This window comes from Methylobacterium sp. D53M (assembly GCF_053345625.1).
This window is the reverse complement of record NZ_JBKFAL010000015.1, coordinates 61,689-77,741: the sequence shown is the minus strand read 5'-3', so window position 1 is coordinate 77,741 and position 16,053 is coordinate 61,689. Positions and strand designations below refer to the sequence as shown.

General features: G+C 72.6%; 18 protein-coding genes. 6 read left to right on the top strand and 12 right to left on the bottom strand.

The annotated features are described in order from the left end of the window. Positions 1 to 105: 105 nt before the first annotated feature. Positions 106 to 864, top strand: coding sequence for a restriction endonuclease (locus ACLBYG_RS19945; RefSeq protein WP_447682563.1), 759 nt, complete (start codon positions 106 to 108; stop codon positions 862 to 864). Between the two features lie 6 nt (positions 865 to 870). Here the strand turns inward: ACLBYG_RS19945 and ACLBYG_RS19940 are convergent, their stop codons facing one another. The 3 genes from ACLBYG_RS19940 to ACLBYG_RS19930 all read right to left on the bottom strand — a co-directional run bounded on the left by ACLBYG_RS19940 (position 871) and on the right by ACLBYG_RS19930 (position 2,452). Then, positions 871 to 1,512, bottom strand: a complete 642-nt coding sequence (locus ACLBYG_RS19940) for a DedA family protein (RefSeq protein ID WP_091681812.1) — start codon at positions 1,510 to 1,512, stop codon at positions 871 to 873. 91 nt (positions 1,513 to 1,603) lie between these two features. Then, positions 1,604 to 2,083 (bottom strand): peroxiredoxin, encoded by a 480-nt coding sequence (locus tag ACLBYG_RS19935; RefSeq protein ID WP_091979978.1) that lies wholly within the window; start codon positions 2,081 to 2,083, stop codon positions 1,604 to 1,606. Between the two features lie 111 nt (positions 2,084 to 2,194). Then, complete coding sequence (locus ACLBYG_RS19930; protein WP_447682562.1) at positions 2,195 to 2,452, bottom strand: hypothetical protein; 258 nt, start codon at positions 2,450 to 2,452, stop codon at positions 2,195 to 2,197. Between the two features lie 186 nt (positions 2,453 to 2,638). On the opposite strand from ACLBYG_RS19930, the gene ACLBYG_RS19925 reads away from it, so the two are divergent. Beyond that, complete coding sequence (locus tag ACLBYG_RS19925) at positions 2,639 to 3,277, top strand: YqgE/AlgH family protein (protein WP_100252769.1); 639 nt, start codon at positions 2,639 to 2,641, stop codon at positions 3,275 to 3,277. A 144-nt stretch (positions 3,278 to 3,421) separates the two neighbouring features. Here the strand turns inward: ACLBYG_RS19925 and ACLBYG_RS19920 are convergent, their stop codons facing one another. Then, positions 3,422 to 4,408 (bottom strand): hypothetical protein, encoded by a 987-nt coding sequence (locus ACLBYG_RS19920; RefSeq protein ID WP_447682561.1) that lies wholly within the window; start codon positions 4,406 to 4,408, stop codon positions 3,422 to 3,424. Positions 4,409 to 4,800: 392 nt separating this feature from the next. On the opposite strand from ACLBYG_RS19920, the gene dnaK reads away from it, so the two are divergent. The 4 genes from dnaK (at position 4,801) to ACLBYG_RS19900 (ending at position 9,322) form a co-directional block, all read left to right on the top strand. Next, on the top strand, positions 4,801 to 6,717 hold the full coding sequence (dnaK, locus tag ACLBYG_RS19915) for a molecular chaperone DnaK (RefSeq protein WP_029359089.1): 1,917 nt from the start codon (positions 4,801 to 4,803) through the stop codon (positions 6,715 to 6,717). 251 nt (positions 6,718 to 6,968) lie between these two features. Further along, positions 6,969 to 8,117, top strand: coding sequence for a molecular chaperone DnaJ (dnaJ, locus tag ACLBYG_RS19910; protein WP_020093829.1), 1,149 nt, complete (start codon positions 6,969 to 6,971; stop codon positions 8,115 to 8,117). Positions 8,118 to 8,256: 139 nt separating this feature from the next. Continuing rightward, positions 8,257 to 8,895, top strand: a complete 639-nt coding sequence (locus ACLBYG_RS19905; protein ID WP_020093830.1) for a class I SAM-dependent methyltransferase — start codon at positions 8,257 to 8,259, stop codon at positions 8,893 to 8,895. A 109-nt stretch (positions 8,896 to 9,004) separates the two neighbouring features. Continuing rightward, on the top strand, positions 9,005 to 9,322 hold the full coding sequence (locus tag ACLBYG_RS19900; protein WP_020093831.1) for a hypothetical protein: 318 nt from the start codon (positions 9,005 to 9,007) through the stop codon (positions 9,320 to 9,322). Between the two features lie 54 nt (positions 9,323 to 9,376). Here the strand turns inward: ACLBYG_RS19900 and deoA are convergent, their stop codons facing one another. From deoA to ACLBYG_RS19860, 8 genes are all read right to left on the bottom strand, one after another. Beyond that, complete coding sequence (gene deoA, locus ACLBYG_RS19895; RefSeq protein WP_447682560.1) at positions 9,377 to 10,675, bottom strand: thymidine phosphorylase; 1,299 nt, start codon at positions 10,673 to 10,675, stop codon at positions 9,377 to 9,379. A gap of 2 nt (positions 10,676 to 10,677) precedes the next feature. After that, complete coding sequence (gene deoC, locus ACLBYG_RS19890) at positions 10,678 to 11,409, bottom strand: deoxyribose-phosphate aldolase (RefSeq protein ID WP_447682559.1); 732 nt, start codon at positions 11,407 to 11,409, stop codon at positions 10,678 to 10,680. Next, positions 11,402 to 12,226, bottom strand: coding sequence for a purine-nucleoside phosphorylase (locus ACLBYG_RS19885; protein ID WP_447682558.1), 825 nt, complete (start codon positions 12,224 to 12,226; stop codon positions 11,402 to 11,404). The genes deoC and ACLBYG_RS19885 overlap by 8 nt, the downstream gene beginning before the upstream one ends. Further along, a complete protein-coding gene (locus ACLBYG_RS19880; protein WP_427509691.1) occupies positions 12,219 to 12,659 on the bottom strand; it encodes a cytidine deaminase in 441 nt (146 codons plus the stop codon). The genes ACLBYG_RS19885 and ACLBYG_RS19880 overlap by 8 nt, the downstream gene beginning before the upstream one ends. 63 nt (positions 12,660 to 12,722) lie before the next feature. Then, positions 12,723 to 13,490 (bottom strand): anti-sigma factor family protein, encoded by a 768-nt coding sequence (locus ACLBYG_RS19875; RefSeq protein WP_447682557.1) that lies wholly within the window; start codon positions 13,488 to 13,490, stop codon positions 12,723 to 12,725. Positions 13,491 to 13,591: 101 nt separating this feature from the next. Next, the gene (locus tag ACLBYG_RS19870; protein WP_056523653.1) at positions 13,592 to 14,227 is read right to left on the bottom strand and encodes a sigma-70 family RNA polymerase sigma factor; all 636 of its coding nucleotides are present in this window, start codon (positions 14,225 to 14,227) and stop codon (positions 13,592 to 13,594) included. Positions 14,228 to 14,283: 56 nt separating this feature from the next. Further along, positions 14,284 to 14,838, bottom strand: coding sequence for a glutathione peroxidase (locus tag ACLBYG_RS19865; RefSeq protein ID WP_447682556.1), 555 nt, complete (start codon positions 14,836 to 14,838; stop codon positions 14,284 to 14,286). 61 nt (positions 14,839 to 14,899) lie between these two features. Next, positions 14,900 to 16,027: a patatin-like phospholipase family protein gene (locus ACLBYG_RS19860; RefSeq protein WP_447682555.1), complete on the bottom strand. Its 1,128-nt coding sequence runs from the start codon at positions 16,025 to 16,027 to the stop codon at positions 14,900 to 14,902. Between the last annotated feature and the right edge of the window lie 26 nt (positions 16,028 to 16,053).

Sequence of the window (16,053 nt, the reverse complement as noted above, 5' to 3'; positions counted from 1 at the left end):
CGGCGCTCTCATCCGCGCCCGCGTCCACAGCTTTCGGAGGCGGGTTAGGCATCGGGCAAGCCGCGCTTGCGAGGGTCGGGGGCCCGTCAGCGCCCCCGAGACCCGATGCCCGGCAAGCCCAGCCTCGTCGCCCGCCTGTTCTGGACGGCCGTGATCGGCTTCCCCTTCGGGCTCCTGTACGGCCGGCCGGCGCTCGTCGCGACGGGACTCGCCCTCGCGCTCGTCCTGGTGCGGCATCTCGGGCGCCCGCGCCGATTCCGGGCCCGGGTGCGCCGGATCGCCCGCGCCCATGCCGAGACGCTGGCGCTGCGGCGGCGGCAGGAGAGCTACACCGACCCCTACGGCAACCGGATCGAGGACGGCTGGCTGCGCGAGCGCGAATATTTCCTCGAGCGGACCGTCCTGCCGCAGCTCGGTCCCCGCTTCGCCGACCTCGCCGAGGCGGAGCACGCGCGGATGCTGGCGATCGTCGAGGTCGAGGCCGCCGCCGTCGCGCTCCCGGAGGAGGACGAGGCGCCCGGGGACGGGCTGGACTACGAGCGCTACTGCGCCGAGCGCCTGGTCCGGGCGGGCTGGCGGGCGCACCGGACGCCGGCGAGCGGCGACCAGGGCGCCGATATCGTGGCGGTGCGGGACGGGCTGCGCCTCGTCGTGCAGTGCAAGCGGCTGAGCAAGCCCGTGGGCAACGCCGCCGTGCAGGAAGCCGCCGCGGCCCTGCGCTACTGGGACGGGGACCGGGCCGCCGTGGTGTCGAACGCCGGCTTCACGCCGGCGGCGCGCCGGCTCGCCACGGCCACCGGCGTCCTCCTCCTGCACCACGACGCCCTCGAGGCGATCGAGGCGTTCGACCTCGCGGAGACGTGATGCCCGTCAGGCGAGCGGGCCCGGGATGGCGATCTCCGCCTCGCTGAGCAGGCGCGCCTCGTGGCGGCGCACGAACAGCCACAGGGCCAGGCCGCCGAACACCACCAGGGCGAGCAGGGTCAGGCCCACCGGGCCGACGATGTGCTCGATCTGGCGCCCGCAATAGTACGAGCCGATGCCCATGCTGCCGGCCCAGACGACGCCGCCGAGGGCGTTGAAGGCGAAGAAGCGGCGCGCGTCCAGGCGGTTGACCCCGGCGAGCAGGGCCGCGTAGGCGCGCAGCATCGCGGTGAAGCGGCCGAAGAACACGATCTTCCCGCCGTGCTGGCGGAACAGGTACTGGCCGAGCTTGAGCCGCCCGTGGTCGAGGGCGATGAGATGGCCGTAGCGGAGCAGCAGCGGCATGCCCCAGCGCCGCCCCGCCCAGTAGCCGACATTGTCGCCCAGGATCGCGGCCGTCGCCGCCGCGGCGATGACCAGGCCGATGTTCAGGTTCCCGGTGCTGCCGGCGTAGACGGCGGCCGAGATCAGCACCGTCTCGCCGGGGCACGGCACGCCGGCGCTCTCGAGGGTGATGATCACGAAGATCGCGATGTATCCGTAATTCGCGATCAGGTCGGCGATGGGCAGGTCGTTCAGGAAGGCCATGCGGTCCTCGGGCCGGTCTCCGGGCAGAGCCCGGCGACACAAGCGGACGGAACGTGGCCTTAAGAGGGCCGATCTGCGGCCGGCGGCGTCCTCAGAGGACCTTCAGCAGTGCCTCGGCGCCGGACGCCTCGGCCTTCGAGGGCGTCTCCTCGACGTTGAGGATCCGGACGACGCCGTCCTCGACCAGCATCGAGTAGCGCTTCGAGCGCATCCCGAGGCCGAAGCCGGTGCCGTCCATCTCCAGGCCGAGGGCCTTGGCGAAATCGGCGTTGCCGTCGGCGAGGAATTCCAGCCCCTCGGCGCCGCTCGCCTTCGACCACGCGTCGAGCACGAACACGTCGTTGACGCTCGTCACCGCGATGGCGTCGATACCGCGCCCGAGGATCTCGTCCTTGTGGGTGACGAAGCCCGGCAGGTGGTTGCGGTGGCAGCTGGGGGTGAACGCGCCCGGCACGCCGATCAGGACCACGCGCCGGCCCTTGAACACGTCGTCGGTGGTGCGCGCGATCGGGCCCTCGGGGCCGATCACCCGGAAGGTGGCCTGGGGCAGGTGGTCGCCGACCTGGATCATCGCGGGTCCCTCGTTGTCGCGCGCTGGGATGGCGCGCGTGAGCAGCGCGCCTGACCTAGCGTGGCAGGGGGTGCCTGTCGAGGATGCGGCCAGCTCCGGCTTGCACCGCCCTCACGGGCCGATCAGCTTGATGAAGGCCGCCCCGGCCCCGAAGAAGGCCGCTCCCGCCGCCATGCCCGAGAGGGCCACCTGCCAGGGCGCCAGGGCCCGGTCACGGCCGAGCTTGGCCTGCTCGGCCAGCAGCTTCGCCTGCTCGGCGATCAGCTTGTGCTGCTCAGCGACGAACTTGCGGGTCTCCTCCTGGGACCGCTCGATCCGCGCCCGCTGCTCCTCGATGTCGAAGGTGGGAGAGGGTGCGACATCCGCCATGACCAGCGAGCCCCAACGGTGACCGCGCCGGCCGCGACGCGGACCGACCCGGGTATTGTGGGACAGGGATTGAGACCCGCACAAGCTTGGGGGAGGCTTGCTGCGTCCCTTTTGCCCGCTGGACAACGGAGGGGCGCGGCGTAGCATGGACGCATGGCGCACCCTCCGCACCGCAGGCCCGATCCCATGTCGGCAGCGTCGTCCCAGGCCGGGAAGGCGGCGCCGCTCCGCACGGAGCTGTCGGGCCCGCACTTCCTCGACGGGCAGTTCCTCGTGGCCATGCCCGGCATGGCCGACGAGCGCTTCGCGCGCTCGGTGATCTACATCTGCGCCCATTCCGCCGACGGGGCCATGGGCATCATCGTCAACAAGGCGGCGACCGACATCAGCATGCCGGACCTGCTGGTCCAGCTCGACGTGGCACCCGAGGCGGACGCGATCCGCCTGCGCGAGCGGGTCGGCCACATGCCGGTCCTGATGGGCGGCCCGGTGGAGGGACGGCGCGGCTTCGTGCTCCACAGCGACGATTTCCACATCCAGCAATCGACGCTGATCATCGACGACGGCATCTGCCTGACCGCGACCGTGGAGATCCTCCGCGCCATCGCCAGCGGCGAGGGGCCGGCCAGCGCCGTGCTGGCACTCGGCTACGCCGGCTGGCAGGCCGGGCAGCTGGAGAGCGAGATCATGGCCAACGGCTGGCTCAACTGCCCGGCCGACCCGGCCCTGATCTTCAACGCCGACCTCGACGCCAAGTACGACCTCGCCCTGCGGGCCAACGGCATCGACCCGGCGATGCTGTCGATGACTGCCGGCCGGGCCTGACCCGGCCGCGCTCGCCGGGGCGGCACGCCGTCTTTGCGAGCGGAGCGAAGCGATCCAGGAACGCTACGCTGGCCAGCCTCGCGCTACCCTGGGCTGCTTCGCTCCGTTCGCAAAGACGGCGTGCCGGGCCGTTACGGGGCGGTCTTACTCCGGAACGGCGTCGCCGCCGCCGACCGCGTCCGGGTTCATGCCCTCGACCGCCGGCTTGGGCCGGGGCCGCCGGGGGGCCACGGCGGCGGTGGGCGTCGCCGTGTTGGCGCCGAGCCGGGTGGCCAGGGCCAGGGCGCGGTTCTCCGTCACCCGCAGATGGCAGAACCCGTGCGTGCCCTCGCGCGCGTAGGTGCGGCAGAGCTGCTCCCGGTCCGAGGAGAACGCCGCCTGCTCGCTGACGATCGGCCGCACGTCCTCGCGCCGGGCCCGCTGAGTCATCAGCTTGTAATTGTCCCGTACGGCCTTGTCGGCGACGCCCCGGGCCGTGTCGAACTCGCCGGCCCGCGGGATCAGGGTGGCGGCGCCCGGCCCCCAGAGGCCGACCGGCGTGGTCGCGCAATCCGCCGCCGAGAAGGTGCAGACCGGGCCCGAACCCAGGCTCGAGACCAGGACGCCGCCGTCGGTCACGTCGAAGCGCAGCGGGCACTCGGCCCCGGCGGCCTCGAAGCGCGGCACGCCCTCGGGCTTGCCCTCGGCGGTGAGCGCCACCGGATTGCCGCCCGCGAGCGGGACGGTGCACGAATCCGCCGGCTGCGAGATCTTGGTCCCGGGCAGCTTGATCCGGGCCGTGACGGCCGTGCCGGAGCGCTCCAGCTTCAGGGACCCGGACAGGCCGTTGAGCTGCAGCTCCTGGCCGATCACGCCGTCCTCGGAGGGCGTCTTCAGCACGACCGGGCGGGCCGGGGCGGGGGCGGGCCGGGGCGCCTCGGGAGCCGCCGCGGGCGGGCCCGGCTCACCCGGCCCCCCCGGGACGGGCGCCGGCTCGGGCAGGCCGCGCGGCGGCACCGGCGGCCGCTCCGGCTTGATGCCGAACAGGCGCTCGAAGAAGTTCTGGGCCCGCGCGGGGGGGGCGACGAGCATCCCGGGCGCCGCGACGGCGACCGCCAGGATCGGGAGCAGGAGGCTGCGGGTCGGGCGCATCGGACTCTACGACGGGGACACGAAGTGGCGGGGCCACGCGCAACCCCTTGTCGAAACGTTAACACGCCGTCGATGGCGCCGACGTGGCAGCGGAGCAACAAAATGCAGCCACGCCACCGGGCCGGCGCCGGCCGTGCGGCGAGATCCTGCCGGAATGCCAAGGGGATGGCCCGGATCCGCGGGACCGATCCCGCCGCGCAGGCTTCGCCTTGCGGGCCCGGAACGGGCTTCTTATATCGCCCTCGACGCGGGATTGCGCGCTGGGTTTCAGCCGTTCACGGCCCTTGATCCGGCCCGGGTCCCATACTCACATCACCCCCGACACCGCCATGGGCCGAGCTGCTTCGGGGCTCGGCGGTCTGCTTGAACGCGACACAAAGAGGGATCCCACCATGGGTAAAGTTATCGGCATCGACCTCGGCACCACCAATTCCTGCGTGGCCGTGATGGAAGGCACGCAGCCCAAGGTCATCGAGAATTCGGAAGGCGCGCGCACCACGCCGTCCATCGTCGCCTTCACGGACGACGGCGAGCGGCTCGTCGGCCAGCCGGCCAAGCGCCAGGCGGTCACGAACCCCGAGCGCACGTTCTTCGCCATCAAGCGGCTCATCGGCCGGACCTACGACGACCCGATGACCCAGAAGGACAAGGGCCTCGTGCCCTACAAGATCGCCCGCGGCGACAACGGCGACGCCTGGGTCGAGGCGGACGGCAAGAAGTACTCGCCCTCGCAGATCTCCGCCTTCACCCTGCAGAAGATGAAGGAGACTGCCGAGTCGCATCTCGGCCAGCCGGTCACGCAGGCGGTCATCACGGTCCCGGCCTACTTCAACGACGCCCAGCGTCAGGCCACCAAGGACGCCGGCAAGATCGCGGGCCTCGAGGTGCTGCGCATCATCAACGAGCCGACCGCGGCGGCGCTCGCCTACGGTCTCGACAAGAAGAAGTCCGGCACGATCGCGGTCTACGACCTCGGCGGCGGCACCTTCGACGTCTCCATCCTGGAGATCGGCGACGGCGTCTTCGAGGTGAAGTCGACGAACGGCGACACCTTCCTGGGCGGCGAGGACTTCGACAACCGGATCGTCGAGTACCTGACGGCCGAGTTCAAGAAGGAGCAGGGCATCGACCTGACCAAGGACAAGCTCGCCCTCCAGCGCCTCAAGGAGGCCGCCGAGAAGGCCAAGATCGAGCTGTCCTCGGCCACCCAGACCGAGATCAACCTGCCCTACATCACCGCCGACAACACCGGCCCGAAGCACCTCGCGCTGAAGCTCAGCCGCGCGAAGTTCGAGTCGCTCGTCGACGATCTGGTGCAGCGCACGATCGAGCCCTGCCGCAAGGCGCTCAAGGATGCCGGCGTCTCGGCCTCCGAGATCGACGAGGTGGTGCTGGTCGGCGGCATGATCCGCATGCCGAAGATCCAGGAGGTGGTGAAGTCCTTCTTCGGTAAGGAGCCCCACAAGGGCGTCAATCCGGACGAGGTCGTGGCCATCGGCGCCGCCGTGCAGGCCGGCGTGCTCCAGGGCGACGTCAAGGATGTCCTGCTCCTCGACGTGACCCCGCTGTCGCTGGGCATCGAGACGCTGGGCGGCGTGTTCACCCGGCTCATCGACCGCAACACGACGATCCCGACCAAGAAGTCCCAGACCTTCTCGACCGCCGAGGACAACCAGAACGCGGTCACGATCCGGGTCTTCCAGGGCGAGCGCGAGATGGCGGCCGACAACAAGCTGCTCGGCCAGTTCGACCTCGTCGGCATCCCGCCGGCGCCCCGCGGCATGCCGCAGATCGAGGTGACCTTCGATATCGACGCCAACGGCATCGTCAACGTGACGGCCAAGGACAAGGCGACCAACAAGGAGCACCAGATCCGCATCCAGGCCTCGGGTGGCCTGTCGGACGCCGACATCGACCGGATGGTGAAGGACGCCGAGGCGAACGCCGAGGCCGACAAGAAGCGGCGCGAGCTCGTCGAGGTGAAGAACCAGGGCGAGAGCCTGATCCACGCCACCGAGAAGTCGGTGACTGAGTACGGCGACAAGGTCCCGGCCGCCGACAAGGGCGCGATCGAGACCGCGATGACCGCGCTCAAGACCGCGCTCGAGGGCGACGACGTCGAGACCATCAAGGCCCGGACCACGGACCTGATGCAGGCTTCGATGAAGCTCGGCGAGGCCATGTACGCCGCCAACCAGGCGGCCGGCCCGGATGCCGGTGCCGAGGCGGCGGCCTCCGAGAAGAAGGACGACGTCATCGACGCCGACTTCCAGGAGGTCGACGAGAAGGACCAGAAGAAGCGCGCCTGAGGCGCGGATCTGATACGACCGCGCGGGGCCGGAGCGATCCGGCCCCGCCTTTGCGTGAGAAGCGTATTCAGAAGCTCCGTCATGCCGGGCCTGCGGGGCCCGGAACCGGGAGCCGCCGGCCGATCGCGGATCCGCGTCGTCGGCGCCTCCGGTTTCCGGGCTCGTCGCGGCCTCCCGGAACGGCGGCGCGGTGGTAGAGAAGCGTCGCGGCCCGGGGTACGGGACGGGACGGGAAGGCACCTGAGGGCGGGATGTCGAAGCGGGACTACTACGAGATCCTGGGGGTCACCAAGACCGCCACGGAAGGCGAGATGAAGGTCGCCTTCCGCAAGCTCGCGATGACCTATCATCCCGACCGGAATCCCGGCGACAAGGACGCCGAGATCAAGTTCAAGGAGATCAACGAGGCCTATCAGTGCCTCTCCGACGGCCAGAAGCGCGCCGCCTACGACCGGTTCGGCCACGCGGCCTTCAGCCAGGGCGGGGCCGGCGGTCCCGGATTCGGCAACGAGTTCGGCGACTTCATGTCGGACATCTTCGACAATTTCTTCGGCGACGGCCGCGGGGCCGCCGGCGGTGGCCGCGGACGCGGCGGCACGCCGGGCCGCGAGCGCGGGGCCGACCTGCGCTACAACCTCGAGATCACTCTGGAGGAGGCCTTCACCGGCAAGGCCGAGACCATCAAGATACCGACCTCGATCACCTGCGAGGTCTGCGACGGGTCCGGCGCGAAGCCCGGCTCGAAGCCGCGGACCTGCCCGACCTGCGCGGGCTACGGACGGGTCCGGGCGGCGCAGGGCTTCTTCGCCATCGAGCGGACGTGCCCCAACTGCCACGGCCGCGGCGAGATCGTCGACGACCCCTGCACCGCCTGCCAGGGCGCCGGGCGCGTCAACCGCGAGCGCACCCTCTCGATCAACGTGCCGGCGGGCGTCGATGACGGGCTGCGGATCCGGCTCGCCGGCGAGGGCGAGAGCGGGCTGCGCGGCGGGCCGGCGGGCGACCTCTACGTCTTCCTGTCGATCAAGCAGCACGAGTTCTTCCAGCGCGACGGCGCCGACCTGTTCTGCCGGGTGCCGATCTCGATGGTCACGGCCGCGCTCTCGGGCGAGATCACCGTGCCGGTGATCGATGGCTCGCAGACGCAGGTGCGCATCCCGGCGGGGACGCAGACCGCCAAGCAGTTCCGCATCAAGGGCAAGGGCATGCCAGTGCTGCGCTCGCGGGAGGTCGGCGACCTCTACATCCAGGTCTTCGTCGAGACCCCGCAGAACCTGACCAAGCGCCAGCGCGAGCTGCTCCAGGAGTTCGACCAGTCGGCCTCCCCGGAGAACCATCCGGAGTCCGCGGGCTTCTTCTCGAAGGTGCGGGACTTCTTCGGGGGCGCGGTCCGGCCGTGAGGCCGGATCCGAATCCCGGGAAGACCCGTTATGCAAGCGGCCGGCGTGGCTTGCATCCCCTAGGCGCGGCGCCGGCTTGACTGTAAGACAGCGCCGTCCCTAGCCATTCATTCTCATCCGGCATCAAGGAATCCAGGACTTGCCGCCGCTCCGCCGTCCCAACGCGAAGGCTCCTGCGGGCAGGAGCGCGATTTTCGGGCCGCGGCGCGACCCCCTCGAGGACGAGGCCCGGTTCCTGCGATCCTGGCTGGAGCGCCCCCTGGTCACGGGGGCCGTGACGCCCTCGGGCAAGATGCTCGCCCGGACCATGGCGGCCTACGTCGACCCGCGCCTCGAAGGGCCGGTGGTCGAGCTGGGCCCCGGCACCGGTCCGGTGACCGAGGCGCTGATCCGGCGCGGCGTCGCGCCGGAGCGGCTGATCCTCGTGGAGTTCAACCCCGATTTCTGCCGCCTCCTGACCCATCGCTTCCCGGGTGTGCGGGTCATCCAGGGCGACGCCTACAACATGCGCGCGAGCCTCCAGGACGTGCTGACGGAGCCCGCCGCCGCGACGATCTCGAGCCTGCCGCTGTTCACCAAGCCGCTGGAGCAGCGGCTCGACCTGCTCAACACCGCCCACGACCTGATGCGGCCGGGCGCGCCCTTCGTTCAGTTCACCTACGCGGTCGTTCCGCCGATCCCGGCCCGCTGCGAGGCCGGCAGCTACACCGCCGATCGCTCCAACCGGGTCTGGCTGAACCTGCCGCCGGCGCGGGTCTGGGTCTACCGCCGGCCCTGACCTGAACACGGCCTGAGCGAACAGGTCACGTTTGCGTCAACTGGAAAGGCGCACACCTGGGACACGGCCGGACGTCACAGGGCGACCGGCGTGGATCAGGAGAACGCCGATGTTCACCAAGACCGCACGGACCCGTTTGGCCGCCGCCCTGGCCTTCGGCGGACTCGCCTTCGCGGCGCCGGCCATGGCCGCGCCCCTCGGCCGCGACGCCGGCCTGCAGGCGGAAGCCGGCGACGTCCAGACCGTCCAGTACGGCTACGGCTACGGGCACCGCCACGGCGGCTGGGGCCACCGCGGCTACGGCCCGCGCCATCACCACCACGGCTGGGGCCGGGGCCACCATCACGGCTGGGGGCACCGCGGCTTCGGCCCGCGTCACCATCACCACGGCGGCTGGGGCCATCGCCACGGCTACGGCCGCTGGTAAGGGCTCCGAGCCCGCCGCGCCCGGCCACGGATCCGTGATGGCCGGGCGCGCCCGCTAGCCGGCGCCCACCCGCTCGAGGACGGGCGGGCGCGCCGGCGGCGCGTCGCCCATCCGGTAGGCCGCCCGCAGCGCGGCCTCCGCCCGGTCCGCGGCGGCCTCGTCGGCCGCGTGGACGATCCCGAGCAGCCCGCCGGACGATCCGGGACCGGCGAGATCCGTGAAGCCGACCCGCGGGTCGACCGGATCCTCAGGCCGCGTGCGGCCGCCGCCCAGCCCGATCACCGCCAGGCCCAGCGCCCGCGTCGCGATCCCCGCGACGGTCCCGTCCTGACGGACCGCCCGGCGCACCGGCGCGGCCGGCAGGTGCGCCTCCGGCCGCTCCAGGAGATCGCCCGGTCCGCCGAGCGCCGCGACCATGCGGCCGAAGCCCTCGGCCGCCCGGCCCGAGGCGAGGGCCTGCTCCAGCCGCTCCGCGGCGCTGTCGCGGTCCGGCGCCAGGCCGCCCACGACCAGCATCTCGGCGCCCAGCGCCACCGTGACCGCGTGGAAGCGCGGCTCGCGGCGCACGCCCGTCAGGTAGTCGATCGCGTAGGCGACCTCGACGGCGTTGCCGGCCGCGCTGGCGAGCGGCGCGTCCATGTCGGTGATCAGCGCGGCGGTGTGCAGGCCGGCCCCCTCCGCAACCGTGACGATGCTCTGGGCCAGCGCCCGCGCCTCGGGCACGCCCGCCATGAAGGCGCCGGAGCCCTGCTTCACGTCCATCACGAGCCCGTCGAGCCCGGCGGCGAGCTTCTTCGACAGGATCGAGGCGGTGATCAGGTCGCGGGACTCGACTGTGCCGGTGACGTCGCGGATCGCGTAGAGGCGCCGGTCCGCGGGCGCGAGTTCGGCGGTCTGGCCGATGATGGCGCATCCGACCTCCGCGACGACCCGGCGGAACGCGTCGAGCCCGGGCGTGGCGTCGTAGCCCGGGATGCTGCCGAGCTTGTCCAGCGTCCCGCCGGTATGGCCGAGGCCGCGCCCCGAGATCATCGGAACGTAGCCGCCGCAGGCCGCGACCATCGGGGCGAGCGGCAGGCTCACCGCGTCGCCGATGCCGCCGGTGGAGTGCTTGTCGAGGACGGGCCCCGGCAGGTCCCAGGCGAGGATCCGGCCCGATTCCGCCATCGCGCGGGTGAGCGCCACCCGCTCCGGCAGCGACAGGCCGCGGAAGAACACCGCCATGGCGAAGGCCGCCGCCTGCCCCTCCCCGACCGTGCCGTCGGTGAGGCCGCGGATGAAGGCCCCGATCTCGTCCGGATCGAGGGGCTGGCCGTCGCGCTTGGCCCGGATCGTCTCCTGAGGCAGCCGCACGCTCACAGCGTCCGTGCCCGCATCAGGGTCTCGAACAGGCTGCTCGCCCCGAGCCGGAAGGTTCTCGGGCTCACCCAGCCGGGACCCATCAGCCGGTCGGCGAGGTCGAGGTAGGTGGCGGCGTCGGCGACGCTGCGCAGGCCGCCGGAGACCTTCAGGCCCGCGGCGCGGCCGCCGGCGCGGATCTCGGCCAACATCGCCTCGGCGGCTTCCGGGGTCGCCGAGACCGGGCTCTTGCCCGTGGAGGTCTTCAGGAAGTCGGCGCCCGCCTCCAGGGCGATCCGGCTGGCCTCCCGGATCCGCTCCGGCTCGGCGAGCGCGCCCGTCTCCAGGATCACCTTCAGGGTCGCGGATCCGCAGGTGTCGCGCACGGCCTCGACCATGTCGCTGGCCACCGCCGCCTCGCCCCGCAGCAGCGCGCCGTAGGGCAGGACGAGGTCGATCTCGTCGGCGCCGTCGCGCAGCGCCTCGGCGGTGTCGTCGGTGGCGCGGGCGCAGTCCTCGCCGCCCGCGGGGAAGTTGATGACCGTGGCGATCCGGATCTCGGTGCCCGCGAGCGCCCGCGCGCCCTGCGCGACGAAGCGCGGCCAGACGCAGATCGCCGCGACGCCGCCGCGCTTCGCGTCCCGGCAGAGGACGTCGATCCGGGTCTCGGTGCAGGTCTCGCCGAGATCGGTGAGGTCGAGGAGCGGCAGGGCCCGGCGGGCGACCGCGCCGGCTTCGGGGTCAGTCATCGGCTGTCTCTCCGTCGGGCAGGCCGGCCACGAAGGCCCGGACCAGGCGGCCGAGATCCTCCGCGGCCCGGGCCGCGACTTCCTTCGTCTCCGCGTGGTGCGGCGCGCCGCCGGCGATGCCGGCCGCGAGGTTCGTCACCACCGAGACCGCCGCCACCGGCAGGTCGAGGAACCGGGCGAGGATCACCTCCGGCACGGTGGACATGCCCACGAGGTCGGCGCCCAGGATGCCGGCCATCCGCACCTCCGCGGGCGTCTCGAAGCTCGGGCCCGAGAACCACGCGTAGACCCCCTCCCCCAAGGGCACGCCGCAGGCCCCGGCCGCCGCGCGGAGCCGCGCCCGCAGGTCCGGGTCGTAGGCCTCGGTCATCGGCACGAACCGGGCGTCGCTGGCCTCGCCGATCAACGGGTTCAGGCCGGAGAGGTTGATGTGGTCGGCGAGCAGCACGAGGCTGCCGGGCCCGGTCGCGGGCCGCAGCGATCCGGATGCGTTGGTGAGGAGCAGGCGGCGGGCGCCGAGGTGCCGGGCGCAGGCGAGCGGCACCCGCATCGCCGCCGGGTCACCGCGCTCGTAGGCGTGGGCCCGCCCCTCGAAGATCAGGACCGGCCGCCCGGCGAGGCGGCCGCGATGCAGCCGGCCGCCGTGGCCGCTGACGCCGGGCCCCGGAAATCCGGGGATCGCCGCGTAGTCGACGGCGCTCGCGTCCGTGAGGGCCGCCGCGATCCCGCCGAGGCCGGTGCCGGTCACCACCGCGCAGGCGTAGGGACCCGCGAAGCCGGCGGCGCGCAGGGCGTCGCGGGCGGCCGCCTCACTCACCGAGCGTCTCCGGGCCGAAGGATTCCGGCAGCAGCTCCGCCAGCGTGAAGGTGCGGGCGACCCCGCCCGGACCGGCGGCGTGGATCGGGGTGTCCGGCCCGGCGAACTCGCGGATGCGCTGGCGGCAGGCGCCGCAGGGCGTCACCAGCCCGGCGCCGTCGCCGCAGACCAGGATCGCCGCGATGCGCCGGCCGCCGGCCGCCACCATGGCGGCGATCGCCCCGGCCTCCGCGCAGGTCCCGACCGGGTAGGCGGCGTTCTCGACGTTGCAGCCCGCGTGGATCGCGCCGCGCTCGTCGCGCAGCGCGGCCCCGACGGGGAAGCGGGAATAGGGGGCGTGCGCGTGCGCGCGCACCGCGCGCGCCGCGTCGAACAGGGCTGCGAGCCCGTCATCGTCCCGTGCCGGGTCCCGTGCTGGATCCGTGGCCTGCATGGCCGATCTTTGGCACCCGCCGGGGCGCCCTGTCGAGGCCCCGGGCGGGAGGCCGGCGCGCGCTCAGCGGGTCGCCGGACCGGCGCCGAGGAGGCTCGCCGCCTGCCGCAGGTCCGAGTCGCTGCGCGGACCGCTCAGGGCGTAGGCGGTGTCGCCCGCGTTCCACGAGACGACGTCGCCGTCGTCCGAGCCGGTGATGAGCGTCGTTGGTCCGCCCCGGATGCCGCGGGTGGCGAACAGCGACGCCTCGCCGAAGCGCTCGGTCTCCAAGGCGACCTCGATCCCGGTGCCGTGCCGGGCGGGGAAGACCTGGATGTCGCGCACCCGCCAGCCATCGGGCAGGGCCGGCAGGTCGATGCCCGTCGCCGAGCGGAGGCGCGCCCGGTCGTAGACCGGATCGTCGGCCTGGCCACCGATGCTCTTGCGCAGCTGCGCCACGACCCGGGCCTGCCGCGCGTCTGCGATCAGGGCCGGATCCGGGGTCGCCGCCAGGGTGTCGGGAACGCCGAAGCGGCCGATCTCGTCGTGGGCCAGCCAGCCCGCGCCCACGAGCACCGCGATCGCGGCGGCCCGCTTCAGGCGCGAGGCGACGCGGCGCCAGCGCAGGTTCCGGTCGAAGCGGCGCGCCAGGACCATGTTCCGGTCCGGCCCGGGCCCCGGAACGCGCTCGAAGCAGGCCCGCAGGGCGTCGCGATCGTGCATCTCGGCCATCACCCGGGCCGCGGCCTCGGGATTGGCCGCGAGGTGCGCCTCGACGTCGAGACGGCGCATCGGGTCGATCTGGCCGTCGACGAAGGCGATGAGATCGTCGTCTGTGATCGGATCGATCATCGTGAAGTCCTCGAATCCAGCGTGCCCGGAGGCGATCCGCCGGTCGCAATCGTCAGTCGGCACCGGCGCCCGCGGGTGCCGGTCCTTCATCAGCTCCGCGCTCAGCTCTCTCCGACGGCGCGTCGCAGAGGCCAAGCGGACCTTTCCCGCGGCTCGTCGGACACGACGAGCCGGAGGGTGGAGGGCGGTCCGCGCCGCGTCTCGGGTGTCTTGGCGGGCTCCGCCTCGTCGGAGCCGCGGTCGGTCCGCGTCCCCTCCTCGAAGGCCCGCAGGGCCGCCCGTCCGCGGCCGAGACGGGACATCAGCGTGCCGATCGGGATGCCGAGCACGGCCGCCGCGTCGGCGTAGGCCATGCCTTCCAGGGTGACGAGGTGGAGCGCGGCGCGCTGCTCCTCCGGAAGCTTGAGGAAGGCCTGCCGGATCTGGGCGAGGCGCACCTGGCCCTCCTGGGCCGGCGGCGCCATGTCCTCGGTCATCCGGACCAGCGTGTCGGCGTGCCGCGCCTCCACCTGCCGGCGGCGCTGCTCGTCGATGAAGGCGTTGTGCAGCACCGTCATCATCCAGGTGCGCAGATTGGTGTTCGGCCGGAGCGAGCCCTGCATCTCCAGGGCCCGCACCAGCGTGTCGTGCACGAGGTCATCGGCCCGCAGCGTGTCGCGGGTGAGCGACCGCGCGTAGCGCCGCAGGGGCACCAGCAGGTCGAGGAGGTCCGGGCGCTTGTTCTTGTCCGATGCCATGATGTGTAAACGCGCGGCTCGCGCGTTTAATCCCGCCTGCCGGCCCGGCGTCGCGGTCAGGCCTGGTCGAGGGTGGCGGCGATCCCCGAGATCACCCGCGGATCGGTCGGCTCGACCTGCGTCGCGAAGGCCGCCGCGAGGGTGCCGTCGCGGGCGATCAGGTACTTGTGGAAGTTCCAGCGCGGCGTCTCGGCGGGGCGCTCGGCCGCCGCCCAGCGGTAGAACGGGTGGGCGCCCGGCATCTTCACGCGGGTCTTGGCCGTGAGCGGGAAGGTGACGCCGTGATTCCTCCGCGCCGCGTCGGCGATGGCCGGGCCGTTTAGGGGTTCCTGGTTGCCGAAATCCGGCGACGGCACGCCCAGCACGACGAGCCCGCGATCGCCGAACCGCGTCCAGAGCGCCTGCAATCCGGTGAGTTGCCCGGCATAGCCGCAGGCCGTGGCCGTGTTGACCACGAGGATCGGCTTTCCCGCGTAGGCCGAGAGCGGCATCGGCGCGCCCTCGGGCGTCTCGAAGGTGAACTCCGTGGCCCGCGCGGCCTCGGCGGCGCGGGCGGCGCCGGCGAGGCCGGCACCGATCAGGATGAGAGCCTCGCGGCGCAGCAGGGTCATGTCAGATCTCCGGCTCGGACCGCCCACGGCCCCGATGGGCCGGGTCGGACGCGGGATTACCTCACTGATATGCCTGCTGCAGGTCGACCGTACAGTCTCGGCCGACTGCGTCATAATTCTCGGCGAGCCAGGCCTGCGCGGCGGCGCGGCCCTTGTCGCGCAGGCGCTTGAACACGGTCCAGCGCGCGTCGAGCTTGGAGGCGGCGTTGTAATCCTCGAGGGCGTCGGTGCCGTCGATCCGGTGCACGAGGACCCGGCGGTACTGGCCCTGGCCGAGGGTGCCCTCCTCGATCAGCCCGTCGAGGAAGTCGATCGCCCGCAATTCCCGCATCAGATTCGCGTTGAACGTGATCTCGTTGAGCCGGTCGCGGATCTCGGCCTCCGTGCGCGGGGTCTCGCGCCGCTCCACGGGGTTGATCTGCACGAGCAGGATGTCGCGGGTCTGGGCGCCGCGGTGCAGGGGGTAGAGGGGCGGGTTGCCGAGATAGCCGCCGTCCCAGTAGGGCACGCCGTCGATCTCCACCGCCTGGAAGACCGTGGGCAGGCAGGCCGAGGCCATCAGGTGGTCGACGGTCAGGCGCTCGCGCTCGAACACCGCCAGCTTGCCGGTCCAGACATTGGTCGCCGAGACGAACAGGCCCGCCGTGTCGGCCTCGCGCAGGCGGTCGAAATCGACCTGCTCGGCGAGCGCCTTGCGCAGCGGATTGATGTTGAGCGGGTTCGACACGTAGGGGCTCGGCGCCAGCATCTTGGCCCAGAACTCGGCCACCGGGTTGCCCTTCCACAGGCTGAACAGGCCGCTCACGAGGTTGCGCTGGGCCGGCCCCAGGTCGCCGTCGAGGCTGACCTCGCGCCAGAACCGCTCCAGACCCTCGCGGGCCCCGTCCGGGCCGCCCTTCAGCCAGCCATCCACCAGGACGACGGCGTTCATCGCCCCGGCGCTCGCCCCCGTCACCGCCTCGAAGCCGAGGCGGCCGTCCTCGATGAGCGCGTCGAGCACGCCCCAGGTGAAGGCGCCGTGCGCGCCTCCGCCCTGGAGGGCGAGCGCCACCGGCTTCTCGAACTTGGGCCCGGCGAGCGCGGGGCCCGGCGCCTGCGCCGGCTGCGCCTCGATCGCGTCGGTGACGGGCGATTCGGGAACGGCGGTGGCGGGGTTGTGCGGCTCGGCGCCACCGAATTGCTCGCTCATGTCGGCCTCCTGATCCACCACACAGA